The organism is Acidimicrobiales bacterium (genome assembly GCA_036491125.1).
GTDB lineage: Bacteria > Actinomycetota > Acidimicrobiia > Acidimicrobiales > AC-9 > AC-9.
Window position 1 is genome coordinate 13,630 of the sequence record DASXCO010000077.1, and the last position, 21,624, is coordinate 35,253.

At 67.1% G+C, this 21,624-nt stretch carries 20 protein-coding genes; 7 read left to right on the forward strand and 13 right to left on the reverse strand.

What is annotated here, in order from left to right:
- Window positions 1-169: 169 nt before the first annotated feature.
- Window positions 170-943, reverse strand: coding sequence for an enoyl-CoA hydratase-related protein (locus VGF64_06615; GenBank protein ID HEY1634411.1), 774 nt, complete (start codon window positions 941-943; stop codon window positions 170-172).
- Window positions 940-1,974 carry a phosphotransferase family protein gene (locus VGF64_06620; GenBank protein HEY1634412.1) on the reverse strand — a complete coding sequence of 345 codons (1,035 nt, stop codon included), beginning with the start codon at window positions 1,972-1,974 and terminating at the stop codon, window positions 940-942. Before VGF64_06620 ends, VGF64_06615 begins: the two co-directional genes overlap by 4 nt.
- Window positions 1,975-2,201: 227 nt before the next feature.
- Here VGF64_06620 and VGF64_06625 point away from each other — a divergent pair, with 227 nt between their 5' ends.
- The 5 genes from VGF64_06625 to VGF64_06645 all read left to right on the forward strand — a co-directional run bounded on the left by VGF64_06625 (window position 2,202) and on the right by VGF64_06645 (window position 7,595).
- Window positions 2,202-3,632: a hypothetical protein gene (locus VGF64_06625; protein HEY1634413.1), complete on the forward strand. Its 1,431-nt coding sequence runs from the start codon at window positions 2,202-2,204 to the stop codon at window positions 3,630-3,632.
- 176 nt (window positions 3,633-3,808) lie between these two features.
- Window positions 3,809-5,026 (forward strand): CoA transferase, encoded by a 1,218-nt coding sequence (locus VGF64_06630; GenBank protein ID HEY1634414.1) that lies wholly within the window; start codon window positions 3,809-3,811, stop codon window positions 5,024-5,026.
- A gap of 27 nt (window positions 5,027-5,053) precedes the next feature.
- The gene (locus VGF64_06635; protein ID HEY1634415.1) at window positions 5,054-5,878 is read left to right on the forward strand and encodes an SDR family oxidoreductase; all 825 of its coding nucleotides are present in this window, start codon (window positions 5,054-5,056) and stop codon (window positions 5,876-5,878) included.
- 38 nt (window positions 5,879-5,916) lie between these two features.
- Window positions 5,917-6,672: a class II aldolase/adducin family protein gene (locus tag VGF64_06640; GenBank protein HEY1634416.1), complete on the forward strand. Its 756-nt coding sequence runs from the start codon at window positions 5,917-5,919 to the stop codon at window positions 6,670-6,672.
- Window positions 6,669-7,595, forward strand: coding sequence for an aldo/keto reductase (locus VGF64_06645; GenBank protein ID HEY1634417.1), 927 nt, complete (start codon window positions 6,669-6,671; stop codon window positions 7,593-7,595). The genes VGF64_06640 and VGF64_06645 overlap by 4 nt, the downstream gene beginning before the upstream one ends.
- 16 nt (window positions 7,596-7,611) lie before the next feature.
- Here the strand turns inward: VGF64_06645 and VGF64_06650 are convergent, their stop codons facing one another.
- From VGF64_06650 to VGF64_06680, 7 genes are all read right to left on the reverse strand, one after another.
- On the reverse strand, window positions 7,612-8,496 hold the full coding sequence (locus VGF64_06650) for a patatin-like phospholipase family protein (protein ID HEY1634418.1): 885 nt from the start codon (window positions 8,494-8,496) through the stop codon (window positions 7,612-7,614).
- 52 nt (window positions 8,497-8,548) lie between these two features.
- Window positions 8,549-9,457 (reverse strand): DUF5996 family protein, encoded by a 909-nt coding sequence (locus VGF64_06655; GenBank protein ID HEY1634419.1) that lies wholly within the window; start codon window positions 9,455-9,457, stop codon window positions 8,549-8,551.
- An 18-nt stretch (window positions 9,458-9,475) separates the two neighbouring features.
- Window positions 9,476-10,486: a pirin family protein gene (locus VGF64_06660; GenBank protein HEY1634420.1), complete on the reverse strand. Its 1,011-nt coding sequence runs from the start codon at window positions 10,484-10,486 to the stop codon at window positions 9,476-9,478.
- Between the two features lie 109 nt (window positions 10,487-10,595).
- Window positions 10,596-12,050, reverse strand: coding sequence for a catalase (locus VGF64_06665; GenBank protein HEY1634421.1), 1,455 nt, complete (start codon window positions 12,048-12,050; stop codon window positions 10,596-10,598).
- A gap of 177 nt (window positions 12,051-12,227) precedes the next feature.
- Window positions 12,228-13,301: a glycosyltransferase family 4 protein gene (locus tag VGF64_06670; protein ID HEY1634422.1), complete on the reverse strand. Its 1,074-nt coding sequence runs from the start codon at window positions 13,299-13,301 to the stop codon at window positions 12,228-12,230.
- Window positions 13,302-13,320: 19 nt separating this feature from the next.
- Window positions 13,321-13,719 carry a 6-carboxytetrahydropterin synthase gene (locus VGF64_06675; GenBank protein HEY1634423.1) on the reverse strand — a complete coding sequence of 133 codons (399 nt, stop codon included), beginning with the start codon at window positions 13,717-13,719 and terminating at the stop codon, window positions 13,321-13,323.
- Window positions 13,712-14,650 carry a zinc-binding alcohol dehydrogenase gene (locus VGF64_06680; GenBank protein HEY1634424.1) on the reverse strand — a complete coding sequence of 313 codons (939 nt, stop codon included), beginning with the start codon at window positions 14,648-14,650 and terminating at the stop codon, window positions 13,712-13,714. Before VGF64_06680 ends, VGF64_06675 begins: the two co-directional genes overlap by 8 nt.
- 107 nt (window positions 14,651-14,757) lie before the next feature.
- Between VGF64_06680 and ribA the strand changes: the two genes are divergently transcribed.
- A complete protein-coding gene (gene ribA / locus VGF64_06685; protein ID HEY1634425.1) occupies window positions 14,758-16,146 on the forward strand; it encodes a GTP cyclohydrolase II RibA in 1,389 nt (462 codons plus the stop codon).
- 158 nt (window positions 16,147-16,304) lie between these two features.
- Entirely contained in the window at window positions 16,305-17,012 is a 708-nt protein-coding gene (locus VGF64_06690) for an FkbM family methyltransferase (protein ID HEY1634426.1), read from the forward strand.
- Window positions 17,013-17,049: 37 nt separating this feature from the next.
- Here the strand turns inward: VGF64_06690 and VGF64_06695 are convergent, their stop codons facing one another.
- The 4 genes from VGF64_06695 to VGF64_06710 all read right to left on the reverse strand — a co-directional run.
- Complete coding sequence (locus VGF64_06695) at window positions 17,050-17,745, reverse strand: SDR family NAD(P)-dependent oxidoreductase (protein ID HEY1634427.1); 696 nt, start codon at window positions 17,743-17,745, stop codon at window positions 17,050-17,052.
- 231 nt (window positions 17,746-17,976) lie between these two features.
- Entirely contained in the window at window positions 17,977-20,724 is a 2,748-nt protein-coding gene (locus tag VGF64_06700) for an AAA family ATPase (protein HEY1634428.1), read from the reverse strand.
- 98 nt (window positions 20,725-20,822) lie between these two features.
- Entirely contained in the window at window positions 20,823-21,437 is a 615-nt protein-coding gene (locus VGF64_06705; GenBank protein ID HEY1634429.1) for a hydrolase, read from the reverse strand.
- Between the two features lie 24 nt (window positions 21,438-21,461).
- A partial coding sequence (locus tag VGF64_06710) for a YceI family protein (protein ID HEY1634430.1) occupies window positions 21,462-21,624 on the reverse strand: 163 nt, incomplete at its 5' end.

Sequence of the window (21,624 nt, forward strand, 5' to 3'; positions counted from 1 at the left end):
ACGCCGGCCGTCCGAGGATGCGGGTGGCGACCGTGGCCGGCCTCACCCCGCGGTGGGTCAGGGCCGCTGCCATCGGAAACATTCTTCTCGATGACGAGACCGCCGTCAATCAGACAGCGTATGTACGGTTCTCGTCACGCTCGCTGGCGACGACCGAGGGGCGTCGGTGCTACCGACCCCGCCACACCGGCTTGCGCTTCTCGATGAATGCCATCGCGCCTTCCCTGGCGTCCGCGCTGCCAAACACCAACGGCTGCAACTCGCGGAGGCGCTCGGCTGCCCGGCCGGCGTCCGTCACGTTCAGTCGGACGAGCTCCTTGGTTGCCCCCACGCCCAACGGGCCATTAGCGGCGATTCGCTCCGCATACCCGAGCGCCGTGGGCATCACCTCGTCCGTTGCGACCACAGCATTGACCAGGCCGAGCTCATAGGCGCGGTCCGCGTCGACGCTGTCGCCGGTGAGGGCCATCTCCAGTGCGATGGCCAACGGGATCCTGGTACCGAGCAAGGTGCCGCTGCCTGCTGGGATCAGCCCTCTCTTGACCTCGGGCAGCCCGAACATGGCCTGGGAGGACGCGACGATGATGTCGCAGCTCAGGAGAAGCTCGAAGCCACCCGCCAGAGCTGAGGCGTTGGCGGCGCCGATTACCGGCACGGTGAGCTGGCCGTCGATCAACCGACGGAAGCCTTCCATGCTGTCGGCGTCGCTCGGAGTCGACTGCTCCCCGCTGGCAAAGGCGCGCAGGTCCATCCCCGCGCAGAAAGCGCGGTCACCGGTGCCAGTGATCACGACGACCCGGATCTCCGGGTCCGCCTCCGCCTCCTGCGCCACCGCGCCGATGCCGTCGATCACCGTGGCGTTGAGCGCGTTCCTCGCCTCGGGCCGGTTCAGGCGGGCGACGAGGACGTTGCCACGCCGCTCGCGGACGAGCTCGTCGTTCAACGGCCGTAGTCCGTGGTCTCGGCCAGCTCGGCGGCTCCCTTCATCAGATCGACGACGATCGGGCCGAAGGCCACGAGCTTCTCATCGTCACCCGCCCGCTGAAAGCCCCGTTCCAACACGATGGCAAGCTTCCACTTGGCGAGGATGACGTAGTAGTCGATGTCATCGACCTGCCGCCCCGATACCTCGGCGTAGTGCGAGAGGACCTGAGAACGGGACGGCATGCCCCGCAGGTCGACGTAGCTTGCCTCTGAGGCCTCCAGGGCCGTCGTATCCTCGGGCCAGCTCTGGATCATCCAACCGAGGTCCAGCTTGGGGTCGCCGACGGTACCCATCTCCCAGTCGACGATGGCGGCAAGGCTGGCCGGAGCGCCGTCCTTGTACATCACGTTGGCGAACTGATAGTCGCCGTGCATGATCCCCGGGATGTAGTCGACCGGCCGATGCGCCTGCAGCCACGTCGTGGCGACGTCCATACCCTCCAGCTTCCGGCCCTTGATCCGCTCGAAGAACGTGGTCCAGCGTTCGACCTGGCGGTCGTGGAAACCATCGGGGCGGCCAAGTCCCTGCAGGCCCTTGGCCCGCCAGTCGACCTTCGAGAGCAGGGCGATGCCCTCCGCCAGCTGGTAGCCCAGCCCGGCGCGTGCCCCAAGATCGGCGTCGAAGGGCGCCGGCCAGCTCTTCTGATCCATGGGTGACCAGCCGTCGACAAAGCCCATGAGGTAGAACGTCCGGCCGAGCACCGACGGGTCGTCGCACATCGCGATGGCCGAGGTGTGGGGAACGTCGGTGCCGTCCAGCGCCTCGATAATGCGCCACTCACGGAGGATCCCTTCGTCCCGGTCAGCTGGCGCGCCTGACGGCGGGACCCGGATCGCGCCGCGAAGCTCACCGCGGCGGATCTCGTAGATCTCGTTCTGCGACCCGCCCGAGAGAAAACGGTGCTCGATGGGCTCACCCTTGCCGGGCAGGCCGCTGTCATCCATCCATGTGGCAAGACGGTCGAAAGAGATCACGGGTTGCGTCGCCATTACACCTTCCTCTCGTCACCTCCAGACTATTTCGCCAGCGCGCCAGTCGCCGCGACGGAGCACCACCGAGTCGTTGCAACAACGAGACGATGAAGCGGTACACAGCCGCACCACGGCCAAGAAGTCACTCACCCTCGAGAAGACCGTTCTCAAATTTGACATAGGGTCGATTCGTATATAAAAAGGGCGGCTTGAGCTGGGGTTCGGTCGGTCCGAGGGTACGGCAGATGATCACCCGTCAACGGGTGCTGAGGCTGGGCATCCTGCTGGTGCTGCTCGGGCTCGGGCTGCCGTTTGGGGCCCTGGCGGCGCGGGCCCAGCCGGTCGGGGATGGACCGGCGGTACGCGACATCGCCTGCGACCCGGGCGCCCACCCCGAGCACATGCAGGGCCGGGTCAGCGCCGCCGATGTCGCCGACGGGTACGCCGCAGCGGGCTACCGCTGCAACACGACGTTCGTTGGTCAGTACTCCAATGTGGGCGGCTTCCGCGTGCAGCCTTATGCCGACCGGGGGGGGCACGTGTGCGCGTACTACGACACGACGCTGCTGTTCCCGACCAACGCCTTGCAGGGCAGCACACACGACACCGGGGTGTTCGTGCTCGACATGTCCGATCCCGAGCACCCGGTACGCACGGCGATCCTGTCGACGCCCGCGATGCAGTCGCCACACGAGTCGCTCAGCCTCAACCAGGCGCGCGGGTTGCTGGCGGCTGACCTCGGTAACCCCTTCGCCTACCCCGGGTGGGTCGACATCTACAACGTCGCCAACGACTGCCGCTACCCGCAGCTCGAGTCCAGCCTGCCGGTCGGGGTGCTCGGCCACGAGGGCGCCTTCTCACCCGACGGGAACACCTTCTGGGTGACCTCAGCCGGCGGCGGGACGATGACGGCAATCGACATCTCGAATCCAAGGGCTCCGAGGCCGCTGTGGACACAACTCGGCATCGAGACCCACGGCCTCAACATCAGCGACGACGGCAACACCGTGTACGAGGCCGACCTCGGCGGTATGCACCCCGCTGGCCTCGACATCGTCGATGTGAGTGCGATCCAACGGCGACTGCCCGGTGCAACCGGGCACCCCGTTGCCCGCCTCTCCTGGCCAGACGTCAGCCTTCCGCAGGTGCCGCTGCCCGTCACGATCGGCGGCCACCCCTACCTGGTGGAGGTCGACGAGTTCGCCACTGACGGGACGTCCGGCGGGATCCCTGCCTCCGGATCCGACACGGGGGCTCACGTCGGCGCGGCCCGCATCATCGACATCGCCGCCCCGGCCCACCCGCGGGTCGTGTCGGAGATCCGGCTCGCCGTCAATCTCACCGCGAACCGCGCCGAGGTCTCGAAGGATCCCGGCGCGACCAGCCCGGTGCAGGGCTACGCCTCCCACTACTGCGCGGTCCCCCGCCGTGCCGACCCCGGCATCGTCGCGTGCTCGTTCATCTCGTCGGGGCTGCGGGTGTTCGACATCCATGACCCGCTCCATCCCAAGGAGATCGCGTACTTCAACGCGCCGGTGCACAACAGCGGAGGGAACGCCGCGCTGTCCGCGCCGGCGTTCGATCCGGCCCACGGCCAGATCTGGTACAGCGACGGCAACGAGGGCTTCTTCGCCGTCGGGCTGACTCCATCAGCGCTGTCGTACTGGAGCCGCTGACCGGCCACGCCTCATCCTGGCACGACCCGTGTGTGGCAACGGGCCGACGGGGCTCGATGAGCGCAGTGCCGTGTCTGCCGCTAGCATCATTATCGACGTCGATGTCAGAATGACCTCGATGTGAGAATACGGCGTCTGACTGGTCGACATGCCGGCGCAGAGCTCGGAGGAGTCGAATGAGCGCAGTGATGGAGGGCGTCCGCATCCTCGAGGTCGCCGAGCATACGTTCGTGCCCGCGGCCTCGGCGTTGCTGGCCGACTGGGGCGCCGAGATCATCAAGATCGAGCCCGTGGAGCGGGGCGACGCCATGCGAGGCCTGGCCTCCACCGGAGTTGCCGTGGTCCCCTCCGACGTCCACGTCTTGCTCGAGCACTCCAATCGTGGGAAGCGGAGTCTCGCCCTCGACCTGAAGTCGGCGGAGGGCCTGGACATCCTCTACAAGCTCGCGACCACGTCTGATGTCTTCCTCACGAACAAGCTCCCGAGCGTCCGCGAGAAGCTGAAGATCGACGTCGAGGACATCAGGGCCCACAACCCTCGAATCATCTACGTGAGGGGCACCGGCCAGGGTGAGCGCGGGCCGGACGCCAACAAGGGCTCGTACGACTCGCTCGCCTTCTGGGCCCGTGCCGGCGTCGCGGTCGGCGCCAAGCGCCCGGAGTACGACCTCGTGCCCGTCCCGCCGGCGCCCGGGTTCGGAGACTCGATCGGCGCCATGACGATCGCCGGCGGCATCATGGGCGCGCTCTTCCACCGCGAGCGCACCGGCGCAGCAAAGGTCGTCGACGTGTCGCTCCTCGGCACCGGCCTGTGGGCCATGGGACAGGCCGTCGCCCTCTCGCTGCTGCTCGACAAGCCCTGGACGCCCCCGCCGGTGGAGGCCCTCTCGACCAACCCACTGGCGCGCAACTACACGACAAAGGACGGGCGTGTCCTCGCGTTCACGTGCCTCCAGGCAGGCAAGTACTGGCCGGAGCTCTGCGGGGCGATCGGGCGACCCGAGCTGGTGAACGATCCCCGCTTCGCCGACCATCCGTCGCTCACCACGAACTGCGGAGCGGCAACCGAGATCCTCGGCAGCGTCTTCGCCTCGGCGACGCTCGCCGAATGGCGAGAGCGCCTCGTCGACTTCACCGGCCAGTGGGCGGTGGTGCAAGACACCCTCGAGGCGGCCGCCGATCCCCAATCAGTGGCGAACGGCTACGTGCAGCCGTGCCGCACCGCCGAAGGAGTGCCGTTTCACCTCGTGGCCGCGCCCGTGCAGTTCGACGAGGATCCGGCGATCCCAGATCGGGCCCCCGAGTTCAACGAGCACGGGGACGCCATTCTTGCCGAGCTTGGGATCGACTGGGACAGCATCGTGGATCTCAAGGTCGGCGGCGTCGTCGCCTGATGATCCGATCATCTCCGAGGAGGAGTAATGACACCCTTCAATGCCTATCGGTACGACGGCAAGCGGGTCTTGGTCGTCGGTGGCTCCAGCGGGATGGGGGCCGCTACTGCTGAGCTGGTGCACGACGCCGGAGCCGAGGTCGTGGTGATGGACTTCGCCGACGTCACCATGCCCGGCGTGAAGGGCATCCACGTCAACCTCGCTGAAGCCGGGTCGATCGACGTCGCCGTTGACGAATGCGGTGGTCCCGTAGACGCCCTCTTCTCGTGTGCCGGCGTGGCCGACGGCACGCCCGGTATCGAGAAGATCAACTTCATCGGCCACCGGCACCTGATCAACCGACTACTCGCCAGAGGCATGCTCCCGCGCGGCTCGGCCATCGGCTTCATCTCCTCGGCCGCCGGGCTCGGCTGGGAGGCGAACCTGCCGCAGCTGAAGGAGTATCTCGACCTCAGCGATTTCGACGTCGCAGCCCGGTGGGCGCAGGAGCACGGCAAGGCCGACTACATGTGGAGCAAGCAGGCGATCTGCGCCTACGTCGCCCGCCAGGCCATGCCGTTGCTCAGGGAGGGCATCCGCATCAACGCCATCTGCCCAGGTCCCACGGATACGCCACTGGCCCAGCAGAACAAGGAGCTGTGGCTGGGGTTCGGCGCCGACTACCGGGCGGAGGTGGACATCGAGGCGTCGACACCGCTCGAGCAGGCGTATCCCCTGGTGTTCCTGTGCAGTGACGCGGCCGTGGCAGTGACCGGGATCATCGTCATCACCGATGCCGGCTACATGAGCTCCGGCATCACCGAGACGTTCCCAGCCGCGACGCCGATCGCCAACCTGCTGCTCGGCCGGTAGACGCGCTCCCTGAGCAGATCCTCCCAGATGGAGACTGAATGAACTTCGAGCCCACTCCCACCAAATTGATCCCGGACCTGTCCTCCCGCGAGGAGTTGGTCCTGCTCGCCCGATGTCTGTGGCGGGAGGGCTACAACGACCATTTGGCTGGGCACATCACGTGCAACCTCGGAGACGGAACCGTTCTCTGCAATCCCTGGCTCGTCACATGGGACGAGTTGCGTCCCCACCAGGTGATCCGGATCGATCTCGACGGCAACGTCGTAGAGGGCGATTGGCCGGTGCCGCTCGGAATTCCGCTTCATCTCGCCCTGCACGCCGGTCGTCCCGGCGTCGGGTGGGCGGTCCACAACCATCCGCTCTACGGCACCGTGATGGCTGACATGAAGATCCTGCCGCCGCCGATGGACCAGAGCTCGACGCTCGGCGGAGGGCAGCTTGCCCTGGTCGATGAGTACGACGGGGGGGTCGACAACATGGTCGCGGCGCGGGAAGCCGTCGAACGGATGGGACAGGCCGACCTCGCCCTTCTCGCCGGCCACGGTGTCTTCATCGTCGGGTCGACGGCGCGGGCCGTGCACCAGCGGGCGGTCGCCCTCGAGCAGCGCTGTCAGAGGGCGTGGCACATCATGGCGGCCGGCCAGCCGCTTGCCACGCCGGTCCCCGACTGGTGGATCGACCGGATGTCACGCAGCGACGGCAACGGATTCATCGGTTTCTGGGAGGCGATGGTCCGCCAGGAGCTGCGGGCCGACCCCACCCTCCTCGAAGATCCTGGCCTGGCCGGCGAGTGAACCCTCTCGGACGCACTGAGCTCGACGTCTTCCCAATCTGCCTTGGCGGCAACGTGTTCGGCTGGACTGCCGACGAACCGCAGTCCTTTGCCGTTCTCGACGCGTACACCGCGGCCAGCGGCAACTTCATCGACACCGCCAACTCCTACCTCGTCGAGCACGGCCGCTCAGAGACGATCATCGGGCGGTGGATAGCCGACCGCGCCACCCGCGACCAGATCGTCCTCGCCACCAAGGTCGGCGGCGGCCGCGGTCCGGTCCGCAACCTCCGGGCGAAAACGATCGAGAGCGAGGCCCAGGCCTCCCTCGAGCGGCTGCAGACCGACCACATCGACCTCTACTACGCGCACTTCGACGATCTGGAGACGCCGCTGGAGGAGTCGCTGGGCGCCTTCGACGCCCTCGTCCAGGCGGGCACCGTCCGCCACATCGGCGCCTCCAACTACACGCCCGAGCGGCTCACCGCCGCCATCAAGCTCCAGCGCGAACATGGGCTGGCGGAGTTCACAGTCCTACAGCCTCACTACAACCTGGTCGAGCGCGAGTTCGAACGTAGGATCCTGCCGGTCGCCGACGCCTCGGACCTCGCCGTCGTTCCCTACTTCGCGCTGGCCAAGGGCTTCTTGACCGGCAAGTACCGGCCGGGCGGAGAGGTCGTCCGGTCCGAGCGGGCCGACGCGGCGCGCGCCTATCTCGACAAAGGGGGGGCGACCGTGCTCGAAGCGCTCGACGAAGTGGCCTCGTCGCGCGACACCACGGTGCCAGCCGTCGCGCTCGCTTGGCTACTTGCCCAGCCGTCGGTGGCCGCCCCAATCGCCAGTGCGCGGACCACGGAGCAGCTCGAGCAGATCCTGCCCGCCGCGACACTCGAGCTCACTTCGGCTGAGGTCGACAGGCTGTCGGCAACCAAGCCACAGTCGTGAACGACTCCCCCAAGTCCTACCACTCGGACCCGAGACGATCACCGACCGGGTCCTGGAGGCACGCGAGGGCGCGGTCTGTGGGTGCGCCACCAGGGTCGGAATGCATGAGGGCCTCACGGGCGTTCGTCAGACCGGCCCGTATCAGCTCGTCGGCGTGAGAGAAGTCGGAAGGCAGCACATTGAGCGGCCACGGCGGCGGTAGGACGACGAGGCGTGCCTGGTTCCGCAGAGAGTTGATCTCGTGTCGGAGCCGCGAGTGGACGAGCATGTTGGAGGCCTGCACTGCCATGGCGACTGCGCCCGCCGGAGGACGCTCCAGGCGCGCGCTCATGCCCGTCGCGAGCACGTAAATGGTATCCGCTCCGAGCGACATCGCCGCGGCGATCGGCGTGTTGTCGGCCACGCCTCCATCCACGTAGAGGCGACCCTCGATATTGACCGGAGGGTAGATCCCCGGGATGGCAGCGCTGGCCAGCAGGGCCGGGAGCGCTGGGCCCGAGTCCACGAGCCGTTCGCGACCGGCGAGGAGATCCGTGACAACTACCCCAAGCTTGACGCGTGCGTCTTGAATGCTCTCGAGTCCGCCGAGTCGATCCTCCAGCAGGCGACGCAGGCCTCGGTTGGAGACCAGGTGATCCGAACGCCCGAGGAGCGCGCGGAGCGCAATGGCTGGACTGAGAGGAAACACGTCGCGACGCTTCGTCGAGCGCCAGGCATCCTGCAGCTCGCGGGCCGCCTCCGCAGTCTGCGGGTGTGTCGCCGCGAAACCTGCGTTCAGAGCCCCCGCAGACGCACCCACGAACACCTCGGCATGGACATCACGCTCATAGAGCGCTTCCAGCATTCCAGCCTCGATGGCGCCGAGTGACGCACCTCCCGCGAAGACAAAGGCCGTGCACACGAACGCAGGCTAGCGGACCTTGCATCGAGCGAGCCCGGTCCCTCACCGTCACCTACCCAGTCTCGAGCATTCTCCGGTCCCAGCCACCGAGCTCGGCCGCTGCCTCATACGTGCTCTGCAAGAAGGCCAGTAGCATCTCGTCGGGGTGGTGCGCCACCCGCACCGCTTCATACGGCAGCAGGAACTCGCCAAGGCGGGCTTCGTAGAAGGCAGCCTCGGGCTTGACGTGCCACTCGGCGAAGCCCTCGGGCTCGGGATAGGCGTAGGCATAAAAGGAGCCCTCGGCGCTCCCGCCCGGCCAGAAGCCGCAGCTACTGAGCTCATGGCTGTAGGCCAACTCCTGGACCCAGTCAGGGCAATTCGGCACTCCACCGGGGTGCCTGGGTGCCCGCCGGCCCGAGAACCGCGTCGCCGCGAGGTCAGCCGCGCCCCAGAAGAAGTGCACGGGGCTGGCCTTGCCCACGAAGCGGCCCCGGAATAGAGAGAAGACCCGGTGAGCCTGAAGAAGAGCGAGCCAGAAGCGCTGAGCGGCGGCGGCATCATAGGACCGATGCTCTTCGTCCTCCGCGAAGGGTACGGTCTCAGGCAACTCGACCGGCCGCGCCAGGATGCTCACCGGTGTGTCGAGCGCATCTAGGGCTGCCATGGTCGCGGCGTAAAAGTCGGCCACCGAGCGAGGCTCGAGGAGGACCCTTCCGAACTTCCCGTCGGAGGTTCGCAGGTGAAGGATGTGGTCCACGAAGTCGAACTCAGCCTCGAAGCCGCGGCCTCCGGTGTGCATGAGCGAAGTCGTCAGCCCACGGGCCGACACATAGAGAGGGACCTGCCACCAGTGGTTGACCATGGGCTCCAGGGCCAGCCGGATCTTGCCGACGATCTGGGTCCACAGCTGCAGAGTGTCGCGGGTCTCCTCCCACTCCGACAGAGTGATCCTGGGCCACGGCGACTCGTGGTTCGTCACGCGACCGGGACCGCCTGCTCAAATCCCTGTGTGCTCGGCTCGCACCGGATCGGGATCGGGCACGTGGGGCATCAGCGCATTCGGCGGGATCCTGCCAAGACGACCAGCCTCGAAGTCTTCCAGGGCCTGCACGATCTCGTCTCGGGTGTTCATGACGAATGGTCCGTAGTGGGTCACAGGCTCTCGGATGGGCTGGCCGCCCAACACGAGGACCTCGAGGTGGACAGTGCTCGAGTCCTGCGTGTCGTCGGCACGAACGCGGATCCAGTCTCCCGGGCCGAGCGCCACCAGCTGGCCACGGTCAACCGGCCGCTCTGGAGTACCCACCCGACCCGATCCGGCCAGGACGTAGATGAGGGCGTTGAAGCCGGGGTTCCACGGAAGCTCCAGCAGCGCCCCCGGCGACACAGTTGCGTGCATGAGGGCCATCGGGGTGTGCGTCGATCCGGGGCCCTGGTGTCCGGCGAGCTCGCCGGCGATCACCCTCACCAGGGATGCTCCGTCTTCGGATGACAAGAGCACGACCTGATCGGCCTCGAGCGGTTGGTAGGCCGCGGGGATCATCTTGTCCTTGGCCGGCAGATTGACCCACAGCTGAATCCCGTGGAACAGACCACCCGAGACCACAAGCTCCTCGGGTGGGGTCTCGATGTGCAGAATCCCTCCACCGGCGGTCATCCACTGGGTGGCGCCGTTGGTGATGAGGCCCCCACCGCCGTTGGAGTCCTGGTGGGCGAAGGTGCCGTCGATCATGTAGGTCACGGTCTCGAACCCGCGGTGCGGGTGCCAAGGAGTTCCCTTGGGCTCGCCGGGGGCGTAGTCGACCTCGCCCATCTGGTCCATGTGCACGAATGGGTCCAGATCGGACATGCTCATTCCGGCGAAGGCTCGCCGCACCGGGAACCCCTCGCCCTCGAAGCCGCTCGGAGCCGTCGTGACTGACACCACGTGGCGCTGGGTCATGGCTTCAATGCTGGGACGGGGGATGCGGGGGAGGATCAACCAATCATCGGGAGTCACGGTGGGCATAGCGGATCTCCTCAAAATAGGCGACGCCCCATCATTGCCTCGATTGCTCCGCTGCGCCGAGAGGAAGCTTTCTGGGTCGGAATTGCGCCGCCCACGGCCTACGGCCTCTCTAGCCGCTTCTGACTCCGTTGGCGATACGGTCGCCGAGCTCCTTGTCGATGCTGCGCCAGTATTCGAAGGCTCGCGCGAGGACGGGCTCGGACACGCCCTTGCTCAGATGGCCGACGACGTTGGACACGAGCCGGTCCCGCTGGCCGTCGTCCATCACGTTGCGCACCAGGCTGCCGGGCTGACCCCAGTCGTCATCGTCGCGGCGCAGGGTGTAAGCGGCGTGCATGAGCTCGCCGTCGGCTGCCCACCTCTCCACATAGGGGTAGTGCTGCGGATCCGCTGCCGGGCCCCCCTTCGAGTTCGGGGCGTACACCGGGTCCGAGACATTCTCGACTCGCATCGCCCCATCCTTGCTGTAGCTGTGAGCGACCACCTTGGGCGCATTGACCGGAATCTGCTTGTAGTTGACACCGAGGCGGGCCCGGTGGGCGTCGGCGTAGGAGAAGACACGAGCCAGGAGCATCTTGTCTGGACTGACACCAACACCCGGCACGAGGTTGTTGACCTCGAACGCCGCCTGCTCGATCTCAGTGTGGAAGTCGGTGGGGTTGCGATCGAGCGTCAGCCGGCCGACTTCCTGCGGCGGATAGTCGGAATGAGGCCACACCTTCGTGAGATCGAACGGATTGAACCGGTAGGTCTTCGCCTCCTCGAACGGCATGATCTGGACCCTCAGCGTCCAGCTGGGGTGGTCGCCGCGCCGTATGGCCTCGAACAGGTCTCGCCGGTGGTAGTCACCGTCCTGTCCGGCGACCCGGTCGGCCTCTTGCTGGGCGAGGAAGTCGATGCCCTGGTCGGTCTTGAAATGGTATTTGACCCAGAACCGCTCGCCGTTGGCATTGGCCCACATGTACGTGTGGCTGGAGTAGCCGTTCATGTGGCGCCAGGACTTGGGGATCCCCCGGTCGCCCATCAGCCACGTCACCTGGTGGGCCGATTCGGGCGAGAGCGTCCAGAAGTCCCACTGCATGTCGTTGTCCCGCAGGTCGGAGTCGGCCCGGCGCTTCTGGGAACGAATGAAGTGCTGGAACTTCATCGGGTCGCGTACGAAGAACACGGGAGTGTTGTTGCCTACGACGTCGTAGTTGCCCTCGGACGTGTAGAACTTCAGAGCGAAGCCACGCGGATCTCGCCACGTGTCCGGACTACCTCGCTCGCCCGCGACGGTCGAGAAGCGGATCAGAGTATCGGTCCTCGTCCCTGGCTGGAACACGGCGGCCTTGGTGTACCGGCTCACATCGGCCGTCACCTCGAAACGGCCGAACGCCCCCCCTCCCTTTGCGTGAGGCTGGCGCTCAGGGATGCGCTCCCGGTTGAAGTTCGCCATCTGCTCGATCAGATAGTGATCTTGCAGCAGGATCGGGCCGTCAGGACCAACCGTCAACGAGTGCTCATCGCTTGGAACCGGAATCCCAGCGTCGGTCGTCGTGTGGGCTGGACGCTCGCTCGCCATAGCGATCCCCTTCCTCTCGTCTTCACCAGCCTCGCGCCAGCCCAGTGAACCGGCAACCCCAGGCTCATCGGGCCTGCTGCCGGGCTACTGAGGGCGGAAAACGACCTTGAAGGGCGGGAGGATGGCATGGCCGAAGCAGGCGCCGCACCGATGGGCAAAGCGCACGGTGGCCTCACGTTAGGAGGTGTCTTCGTCCACAACCTCCCGCAGGTTGGAGAAGAAGAGCCGCGCGGTCTCATCCCACGTGGGAAGGGACTGTGCTCGTCGGCGGGCGCTCGACGCGAGCCGGAGGCGGTAGGCGTCGTCGAGCGCTAGCTCTTGCATTGCCGACGCCAGAGCCTCGACGTCGCCGGGGGGCACGAGGACGCCCTGTTGCCCGTCCTCTGCGAGGTTGAGGAGATTTCCAGCCCGCCATCCGACCACGGGAAGTCCTGCCGCCATGGCTTCGCCGTAGACGGTCCCGTACGGCTCCTTCCAACTAGGGAGGACGAACACGTCTGCGGCGGCGTACAACGCCGCCACTCTCTCCTTGGTCACCGGGCCATGAACGACCACCCTTCCGGTCAAGTCGGCATCGCCCAGCCGGGTCATGATGCGTGCCGCGTAGGGGCGATCTTTGGCCTGATCGCCAACCAGGTGCAGGATGCCGGCCTCGGGCGGCAACCGGGCATAGGCGTCCAGAAGCGACAGGATCCCCTTGCGCGCGACCCAGTTCCCCACGCACAGGAAAGCAACGCGCCCTTCGGAGCGAAGCTCCGGGGTCGCCCCTTCAGGCGCGAGAGCGACGTCTCGACCCGGCGGCACGACCCTGATGCGATCCCGCGCAAACCCGCTCGATTCGAGCTGATCGGCCAAGGCCTGGCTCGCTGTGAGCAGGCGCCGCGCCCTACGGTAGGTCGAGCGGTCGAGAGCAGCCCGGACGCGAGTCGCCAACGGGCTGTGGTCGATCCCACCGGGCGGCTGGTGAAGAATCGCCACCATCGGCAAGTCCAGCCGGTGGGTGGCGAGCCACGGCGCGAGCAGGCTCGCAACGATGCTGTCGACGACGATTACGTCCACACCTCGGCTCCGGGCCCGAGCGATGACGTCGCCCGCGCGCAGAGCGGAGGCCGGGAAGAAGCCGTCGGCAAAGGATACGAACCGGATCTTCGCTCCATGTCCCGGTGCGACATCGGCCAGCCGGCGGTGATAGAGGTAACCGCCGGTCACCTGGTCCGGCGAGCCAAGGGTCACAAGGGAGACGGCGACCATGCGGCTAGGACGAGCTGGTCTAGTCGAGTGAGCCGACCGTGGCCCGGTAGCCGCCGAAGGCCACCGGTGATTCCCAGACCCTCACCGTCAGCGTCTCTCCTCCGGCCGACCGAACGGCTGCTGCGATGGCGCCGTGCACCCAACGGGCGAAGATCTCCACCGTCACCGCCTCGGCGTCAACCGGTCGGATCGTTTCCAGATCCCGGTCGCGTACGCGGTCGATGATGTCGCTGAGGGCTCCATCGAGGAGGTCGAGGTCGCACACCATGCCCTCGTCGCCGAGAGTGGTACGTTCGATGAGCAGCTCTATCCGGTAGTCGTGGGCGTGGAGCTGACCCTCCGGGCCCTCCACCCCAGGCATCAGGTGGAGAGCACGTACTTCCTTCGCCGTACCGACCTGGTAGGTGGCCTCATCCATGACGCAGCGCCACGTGGAGGAGCTCATCGTCCTGGCGGTCGATGGCGTCGAAGGCCTCTTGTGCCTGGCCCAGCGGGAACTCGTGTGTTGCCAGTCGTTCAAGAGGCAGCTCCGCCAGAAGGTCACGGGTGACGGCCCGCCGCCGGGCGAGCGTCCACCGTGAACCCAGGCGGGCCGGAATGGTGGAGACCTGCGTGCTGCGCAATGAGAGCCGACGGCGGTGGAATGCACCACCCAAGGGAAGGCTGACCTCCTTGGTTCCGTACCAGGACGCCACCAGGGCACAGCCCTCGTGCGCCAAGAGCGCCAGCCCCCCAGCCAGTGCCGCAGGCTGCCCGCTGAGCTCGACCAGCAGCGAAACGCCGCCTCCGCCGGTGCAGTCATCGACCTCGTTGGCAAGCTGATCGGGTCCGACGGCCCGAATGCCGAGGGACTCTGCCGCTCGTCGTCGCCATGCCTTCGGCTCCGCTGCGATGACCAACGCTCCCGACCGCTGGAGCAGGCTGGCGGTCAGGATGCCGACCACACCCAGTCCGACCACGACGACATGCTCACGCAGCCTCTCACCCGCATCCAGGCTGATCTGCAGAGCAGTCTCGACGAGGGGAAACAGAGTGGCGACCCTGGCGTCGTCATTGCCGTCCAAGACGATGACCTCGTCGTCTCCCAGGACAAACCGGTCCTGGTGCGGATGGAGGGCAACCACCAGCGTGCCTTCAGGCAGTCGTCCCCGCGACCGCTCCACGCGGCCGGCGCAGCTGTAGCCATAACGGAAGGGGTAACGGAAGGTGCCGGCAAGCGGGCCGATCGTCTCGTCAAGAGGTAGCTCCGGGTCCAGTTGACCACGAAAGGCCAGCATCTCGGTACCGGCGCTGATACCCGAGTAGTCCGTCCGGACGAGGACCTGCCCCTGGTCAAGATCTGTGCTCAAGGGTACTTCAACCACCTCGACCCGCTTCGGGGCGACAAAATACAGCGCCTGCGCCTTCACCGATTCACCTGTCGATCCCTGCACCTCACGAGCTATCCTGCCTGCTCATGGCCGCAAACCCTATTCGGTCGAAGACGGCGGGGAGCGACGGGGCGGTTCGTCTCGCAGGCAAACCATTGCTGGTGGCCAGGGTCGCCATGCCGACGTCCTACGGCACCTTCGACGCCCGAGCTTACGAATGTCCGTCTGGATCCATCTACCTGGCTTTGCTCAAGGGCGACGTCGCCGGCATGTCCTCGGTGGTGACGAGGCTGCACTCCGAGTGCCTGACCGGGGACACCCTGGGTTCGTTGCGCTGCGAGTGTGGCATCCAGCTGCGGCTGGCCATGCGGACCATCGCTGCCGCTGACCGCGGGCTGCTCTTGTACGCCACGGGCCACGAAGGCCGTGGTGTCGGCCTTGTCAACAAGCTCCGTGCCTACGTGGAGCAGGACAACGGTGCCGACACGATCGATGCCAACGTCCGCCTTGGTCTCGCCGTGGACGATCGTGACTACGCCGATGGCGCCTCGGTCATCAAGGCGCTCGACGTGCGTTCGATCCGCCTGCTCACGAACAACCCCGCCAAAGTGGACGGCCTCCGCGCCGCCGACATCGAGGTTGCCGATGTCGCACCTTTGGCCACGGCTGCCCACGCCCGCAATCTCTCGTATCTACGGGCCAAGGAACATCGCCTGGGCCACCGTCGCCCCACGGGTGCAGCCGCCGATGAGGGCCCCGATCACGAGGCGATCGACACCAGTGATCTCCTGGGCCAGGTCTCGCCGCCCGCCGACCGCCCCTACGTCGTGCTGAAGTACGCCCAGACCATCGATGGCCGGATCGCCACCCGAACTGGCGACTCCAAATGGATAAGCGGCGATTCAGAGAGGCGGATCTCCCATGCCCTACGCGCCGCCTGCGACGCCGTCCTCGTCGGGGTCGGCACCGTCATCCAGGACGATCCTCAGCTGACCGTTCGCATGGTGCCCGGTGTCTCGCCTCGCCGCATAGTCCTCGACTCCACCCTCCGCGTCCCGCTAACGGCAAAGATCCTCGAGGCAGATGCACCGACGACTATCCTCTCCACTGACCGTTCGGGCCGCGAGCTCCGCTCCTTGCTGCAAGCCCGCAGCATCAAGGTTTGTCTCGTCGATCCTGGCCCGGACGGAGTCGAGCTCAGGGCAGGCTTGGCCGCGCTGCGCGACGAAGGGGTGGAATCGCTCCTCGTCGAAGGCGGCGCAAAGGTGATCACATCGATGTTGGCGGCCAGGGTTGTCGATCGTCTGATTGTCGGAGTTGCTCCGACGATCATGGGTCGGGGCACCGAATCCGTCGGAGCGTTGGGGGTCGACCGGGTCATCGACGGCATCCGGCTGACGGACCGGCGTGTGCATACGCTGCCCGACGACATCCTGCTCTCCTGGTCGGTCCAGCAAACAAGCCCTCGCCAGTGAGCCCGACCGAGCTACTTGATTCTCTATCCGCGGCGGAGCGCCGAGCAGCAAGTCACCGCAGACGGTTCGCCGCGCATCCTCGTAGGGCGCTGCGTCTCTTCATGCATCGTGTCACCGGACCGGCCGAGGTTGAGTGCAGCCTCTTCACGGGTCAGCGGATGCGAGTCGTGCTGCCGGAGATCGTTGGAGCCGATATCTACCGGCGCTCCTACATCGAGCCGAGCTTGACCCGGGTGCTGCTCGACCATCTCCGCCCCGGCATGACGTTCGTCGACGTAGGGGCCCACTACGGCTACTACTCCATCGTGGCCAGCGAGGCAGTGGGGTCGCAGGGCCACGTCCTGGCGTTCGAGCCTGCTCCACGTACGTTCCAGGTGTTGTCGAGGAATGTGGGGCGGCTCGAAAACGTGACGGCTCACTCTCTGGCCGTGGCCTCGGAAAGTGGCACGAGCGATCTCCTTGATTTTGGCTCTTGTCACTCTGCTCTCAACACCTTGATGGGGAGTGCCAGGGTGCCGGAGGCGGAGCGCCGACGACTGCGCGGCACTACCTACCGCGTCCCTTGCGTAACGCTCGATGAGTTTCTGCTAGCAGCCGGTTTGATACCAGATATCGTCAAGCTGGACGCCGAGGGCTCGGAGTTGTCGATCTTGCGGGGGATGCGCAGGATTCTCTCGGAGGGCAGCCCGATGGTCACGGTCGAGACTGGCGATTACGAAGGCATGCTGTCGCCAGCTACGACGGCGAGCGTCGACTTCTTGGACGCCTTTGGCTACCGGTGCTTCGAGTACTCGAATGGATTGCGCCCGCACGGCCGTCGGTCCAGATATGGCTACGACAACCTGTACTTCGTCAAGGATACGTAGACATTCTGATCTCTCGACCCGGCGGAAGGTCAGCCGCTCATCCACCCTCGAAGCGGAACTCGCTCTGCCAGCCGTCGTCAGATTGCACGATCGTCCAGTACGTCTCTGCGATCCGCGCCGGGTCGAAGGGTGTGTCGGGCGCGATCTGTCCGGCGACTGTGATGCTGGCGACGCGGATGCCGTCGTCCGCCACTTCGGCACCGAGGATGGTAGCCGCCGACCGCATGGCGGCTTTGCCGACCGAGAGGGTAGCCAGGGCGGGAATCGGGTAGTCGGCGAAGCCGCCGCCGGTGAAGAGGATGGTGCCGCCTCCTGCGGCCCGCATCGCCGGGACGGCGATTTGGGTGGCGACCACGCCGCTCACGACATCGACGTCGTAGGCGTGGTGCAGGTCGGCGACGTCACTGCCCAGCAGCGAGTCGGGCGCGGCCTGCGACGCGTGGTAGACCAACAGCCCGGGCGCGCCAGTGCCCGCATACAGGGAGTCGACGGTGGCCCGCAGGCCCTCGGGGTCGCCGGCATCCGTGGTGACGGTATCGACCACGGCGCCCGTGTCGGCCAGGCCCTTCGCCAGTCTGCCCAGCCCCTCGGCGCTGCGGGCCATCAGGGTGACGCGGTAGCCGCCCTGTGCGAACCGGCGTGCGATGCTGGCCCCGAGGCCGGGACCGGCTCCGATGATCAACAGGTGCCTGGGATCGATGGCCGGGACATCCGCCCGAGCGGAGCTCGTCATGGTCATGACCTTTCCGAAACAGTGGTGACGGTCATCTACCGTCTTCCATCACCATCCTGAAGCTGGCCGGCGGCGGTGGCATCCACGAAACCCATAGTCCGGGGTGGGCCGGAGAGGTGAGGACTCAGGTTCGGCCGCCCGGTCTGGCCCGATTTGTCTCGTCAGCGGATCCCCGCCGGCTCAGCACGGGTCGACATGGGACCGATCCCGAACCAGGCGGTCGTAGTGCGCTCAGGTCCGTGGCGATGGACGCGAAGCGGACTCCAGCACGCGATGTGCAAGCTGGGTACGGGACCTGAGACCGAGCTTGCTGAAGACCTTGCGGAGGTGGTACTCGACGGTGCTCGGGCTGATGAACAGCTGCGCGGCGATCTCTTGATTGGTCGCCCCTTGGGCGACGAGCTGAGAGATCTGCCCCTCCTGGGGCGTGAGGTCGCTGCCCGTCTCGACGGTCCGTTTGCGTGTGCGCTCGCCTGTGGCGCGCAACTCGACCCGAGCCCGGTCCGCGAACCCGTCCATGCCGAACTCGGTGAACAGTCCCTCCGCGGCGCGGAGCTGCTCACGCGCGTCTCGAGGCCGACGCTCGCGTCGCAGCCATTCGCCATAGAGGAGCCGGGTGCGGGCGAGGTCGAAGCGCAATGCCGTGTGCTCGAGCAGGTCGATCGCCTCGCGGTACAACTTCTCGGACTCCCCACCGTGGCTCAGCAGGGCGCGAGACCGCGCCTCGACTGCACGCGCCCAGTCCGTCCCGCTCGCTGAGGTGCCCTGCGCCAAGCGTTCCAGCGCCGGCGTCGCCGCCACGCCCTTCCCGACGCGGCTGGCCGCCTCGACCAGCTCGACCGTCGCCCACGGGGAGAACCACAGCTCGCACGGGTCCTCGAGTGCCCCCTCCGCGGCGACGAAAGCGTCCTCGTAGCGGGTGAGGCCGTTACACAGCACGGCGGTAGCCCAGCCCGCCAGGCTGAGCCCCATCCCCTCCCCCCTGGCGGCAAAGTCGTTCGTGCTGGCCTCGATCAGCTGACGGGCCTCGTCCTCACGACCTCGGAAGGCGGCGACCGCCAGTGCCGCGTAGGGCACCGTGCGGTTGTCGGTTGCGTCAGCCACCGCCTCGACCTGCACGACCAGTGAGGCCGCCACCGCCAGCTCGCCAGCGAACAGATGCACGCCTCCGCGGGTGCTCAAGGTGAGGGGCAGCACCGTGAGCGCACCGGCATCGCGGGCGACTTGGACCTGCCGAGCCGTCAGCACGTCCCAGCTGTCGTAGTCCCAGATGAACCCGGCGGCTCGGCCGGCCAGCCACGACCAGCGCAAGCGCTCCTCGGTGGCCACATCCTCGCTCCGGAATGCGCTCAGCGCCTGCTGCAGCACCGGGGTCCCGGACGCGTACTCCTCGGTGATCAGGAGCGCCAAACCGTCGAGCAGAAGGTCCGAGGCGCGGGGAGATTCCGGCGACCTCGGCGCTGAGCGTGCCGCCCGCGCCACCTCACGCGCACTGGCCCCTCTGGCCAGTCGGCCCGCGAAGAGCGCGGCAGTCAGTGCGTCGAGATACGTCTCCCGCGCCCGCCTCACGTCGAGGCGCTCGAGGCGCTGGGCCGCTTTCAGCAGAAGGGCCGGAGCGTCGCTCCCCCGATCCAACCCAAACGAGATCTGGGCTCGAAGTACGTCCAGCTGGGCACGCTGGGAGTCGTCCAGAGTCCCTCGCTCAGCCATCGTGGCAAGTCCGAGGGCGGCATCCAGTGCACCGGCTTGGCGCTTGGCCTCGGCGGCAACGAGCGCCCGCCCCGCCCGCCGCGCCGGGTCGACCGTCAATTCGGTCGACCGTTCCATGAAGGCAGCGGCGGCGGCGAACCCCCCGCGTCCCTGGGCTCGCCCGGCAGAGAGGTCCAGCTCCGCAGCGACGTCCTCGTCGGGGCGCGAGGTCGCCTGGGCCCGGTGCCAGGCCCGGCGATCCGGGTCAATGACAGGATCGGTTGCCGCGGCCAGCGCCTGGTGCGCCTGCCGCCGCTCCTCCGCGGATGCGGCACCGTAGACGGCGGAGCGGACCAGCGGGTGACGGAACACAATCCCAGCGTTGAGCTCCAGCAGGCCTTCGGCCTCGACAGCCTCCGAGGGTGAAGCGGCAATGCCGAGCAGCTCGGCGGCACGCCACACCAGCACCGGGTCCCCCGTCGGTTCGGCGGCTGCCACCAGCAGGAGGCGCCGCGCCGGCGACGGGAGCCTGACCAGGCGGCGCCGAAAGCTCTCCTCGATGCGCCCAGCGAGCGGGACCGACATCGGCAGGCCGAAGCCGCCGGCCAGTTGAGTGGGGGTCAGCCCCCGTGGCAGCTCGAGCAGCGCCAGCGGATTGCCGTGCGTCTCGGCGACGATCCGATCCAGCACCGGCTCATCCAGGCGCTGGGGTAGGACTGAGCCCAACAATGCCCGAGCATCGTCGTCGGCCAGGCCCTCGACGACCAGCTCCGGAAGCCCGCTCACCTCATCGGTGAGGCCTCGCGCTCCGAACACGAACGCCATGGGCTCGGTCGCCAGGCGACGGGCCACGAAGGAAATCGCTTGGGCGGACGCTCGATCAAGCCATTGTGCGTCGTCGACGACGCAGAGCAGCGGCCGCTCAGCAGCGATCTCGGACAGCAGGGTGAGCACGGCCAGCGCCACCAGCAACCGATCCGGCGGGTCCCCTGTCCTTAGCCCAAATACGACACCCAAGGCGTCCCGCTGAGGCCCCGGGAGCCGCTCCATCCTGTCGAGGCCCGGGGCGCAGAGTTGCTGCAACGCCGCGTAGGCGAGCTCCATCTCCGCCTCGTTGCCACCGGTGCGAAGGACCTGGAAGCCTTCGGCGGACGTGATCGCCTGCTCCATCAGGGCCGTCTTGCCGACGCCAGGTTCTCCGAGCACCACGATCGCCCCGCCCTGGCCCTCCCCCGCTGCGAGCAGCAACCGGTCGAGAACATCGCGCTCGCTTTGCCGACCGAGCAGCACCTACCTTGCCCCCCTGCTCACCTGGGGAGCCGAGCCTACCAGGCCGACCCCTGCCTCGGAGGGGGCCAGGAGGACAAGGTGTGGCAGCTGCAGACGATCTAGACGTCCTTCTGCAGACGCGAGGTGAGGACAATGTCAACGATGTCGGGGACTGTGTCTAGACGAGCCCAGTCCCGCTGCAGCTCGCACGCCAAGGACACCCAGCTGACGGGCTGCGCTCCGGCCTGCAGGATCCGCTCGAGACCGGCCCTGTGGGCCTCGGGGGAAGTCCCCCCCACGGCATCGACTACCGGGAACACTTCGTAGCCGCCCCGTAGGGCGTCGAGCGAGGGGAAGGCGAGGCAGATTTCGCTCCACAGCGCGGTCATGATCAGCTTCTTGCGTCCCATGGCCTCGACCGCCTGGCGGAACTCGACGTCCTCCCAGGCGTTGAGCTGCGTTCGGTCGATCTCGACGCTCTCGGCGAGTACCTCCTTGAGCTCAGGAACGGTGTGTCCTTGACCGTTGGCGACATTCACGGTCGAGAGGACCACCGGGAGGCCGAACGTCGTGGCCGTTCTGGCGACAGAGACGATGTTGCGTACCAGGAGCTCCTGGTCCACGGACTTGACGGCCTGCACCTGGCTCGGCTGATAGTCGATGACGACCAACGCGCTGTTCTGGGGCGTGAGAAGGGGGTCGCTGAGTGGATCACGAATCGCCTCACTGGTCATCGGAGGACTCCTTTCGTTCGTTCATCAGGCTTCCGGCTTCTGGAGGACCGCCTCGATCTCGAGGGTGATCTGGATCTTGTCGCCCACCACGACGCCACCACCCTCGAGGGGCATGTTGATGGTGATGTCGAAGTCCTTGCGGTTGATCTCGGTCGCGGCCGAGAAGCCGGCCCGGGTGCCACCGAAG

Bases quoted from the DNA above. Each gene is read 5' to 3' on its own strand.
- VGF64_06620 (HEY1634412.1), bottom strand. From the start codon at position 1,974: ATGGCGACGCAACCCGTGATCTCTTTCGACCGTCTTGCCACATGGATG.
- VGF64_06640 (HEY1634416.1), top strand. From the start codon at position 5,917: ATGAACTTCGAGCCCACTCCCACCAAATTGATCCCGGACCTGTCCTCC.
- VGF64_06695 (HEY1634427.1), bottom strand. From the start codon at position 17,745: ATGACGAGCTCCGCTCGGGCGGATGTCCCGGCCATCGATCCCAGGCAC.
- VGF64_06625 (HEY1634413.1), top strand. From the start codon at position 2,202: ATGATCACCCGTCAACGGGTGCTGAGGCTGGGCATCCTGCTGGTGCTG.
- VGF64_06630 (HEY1634414.1), top strand. From the start codon at position 3,809: ATGAGCGCAGTGATGGAGGGCGTCCGCATCCTCGAGGTCGCCGAGCAT.
- VGF64_06670 (HEY1634422.1), bottom strand. From the start codon at position 13,301: ATGGTCGCCGTCTCCCTTGTGACCCTTGGCTCGCCGGACCAGGTGACC.
- VGF64_06665 (HEY1634421.1), bottom strand. From the start codon at position 12,050: ATGGCGAGCGAGCGTCCAGCCCACACGACGACCGACGCTGGGATTCCG.
- VGF64_06675 (HEY1634423.1), bottom strand. From the start codon at position 13,719: ATGGATGAGGCCACCTACCAGGTCGGTACGGCGAAGGAAGTACGTGCT.
- VGF64_06635 (HEY1634415.1), top strand. From the start codon at position 5,054: ATGACACCCTTCAATGCCTATCGGTACGACGGCAAGCGGGTCTTGGTC.
- VGF64_06660 (HEY1634420.1), bottom strand. From the start codon at position 10,486: ATGCCCACCGTGACTCCCGATGATTGGTTGATCCTCCCCCGCATCCCC.
- ribA (HEY1634425.1), top strand. From the start codon at position 14,758: ATGGCCGCAAACCCTATTCGGTCGAAGACGGCGGGGAGCGACGGGGCG.
- VGF64_06690 (HEY1634426.1), top strand. From the start codon at position 16,305: ATGCGAGTCGTGCTGCCGGAGATCGTTGGAGCCGATATCTACCGGCGC.
- VGF64_06705 (HEY1634429.1), bottom strand. From the start codon at position 21,437: ATGACCAGTGAGGCGATTCGTGATCCACTCAGCGACCCCCTTCTCACG.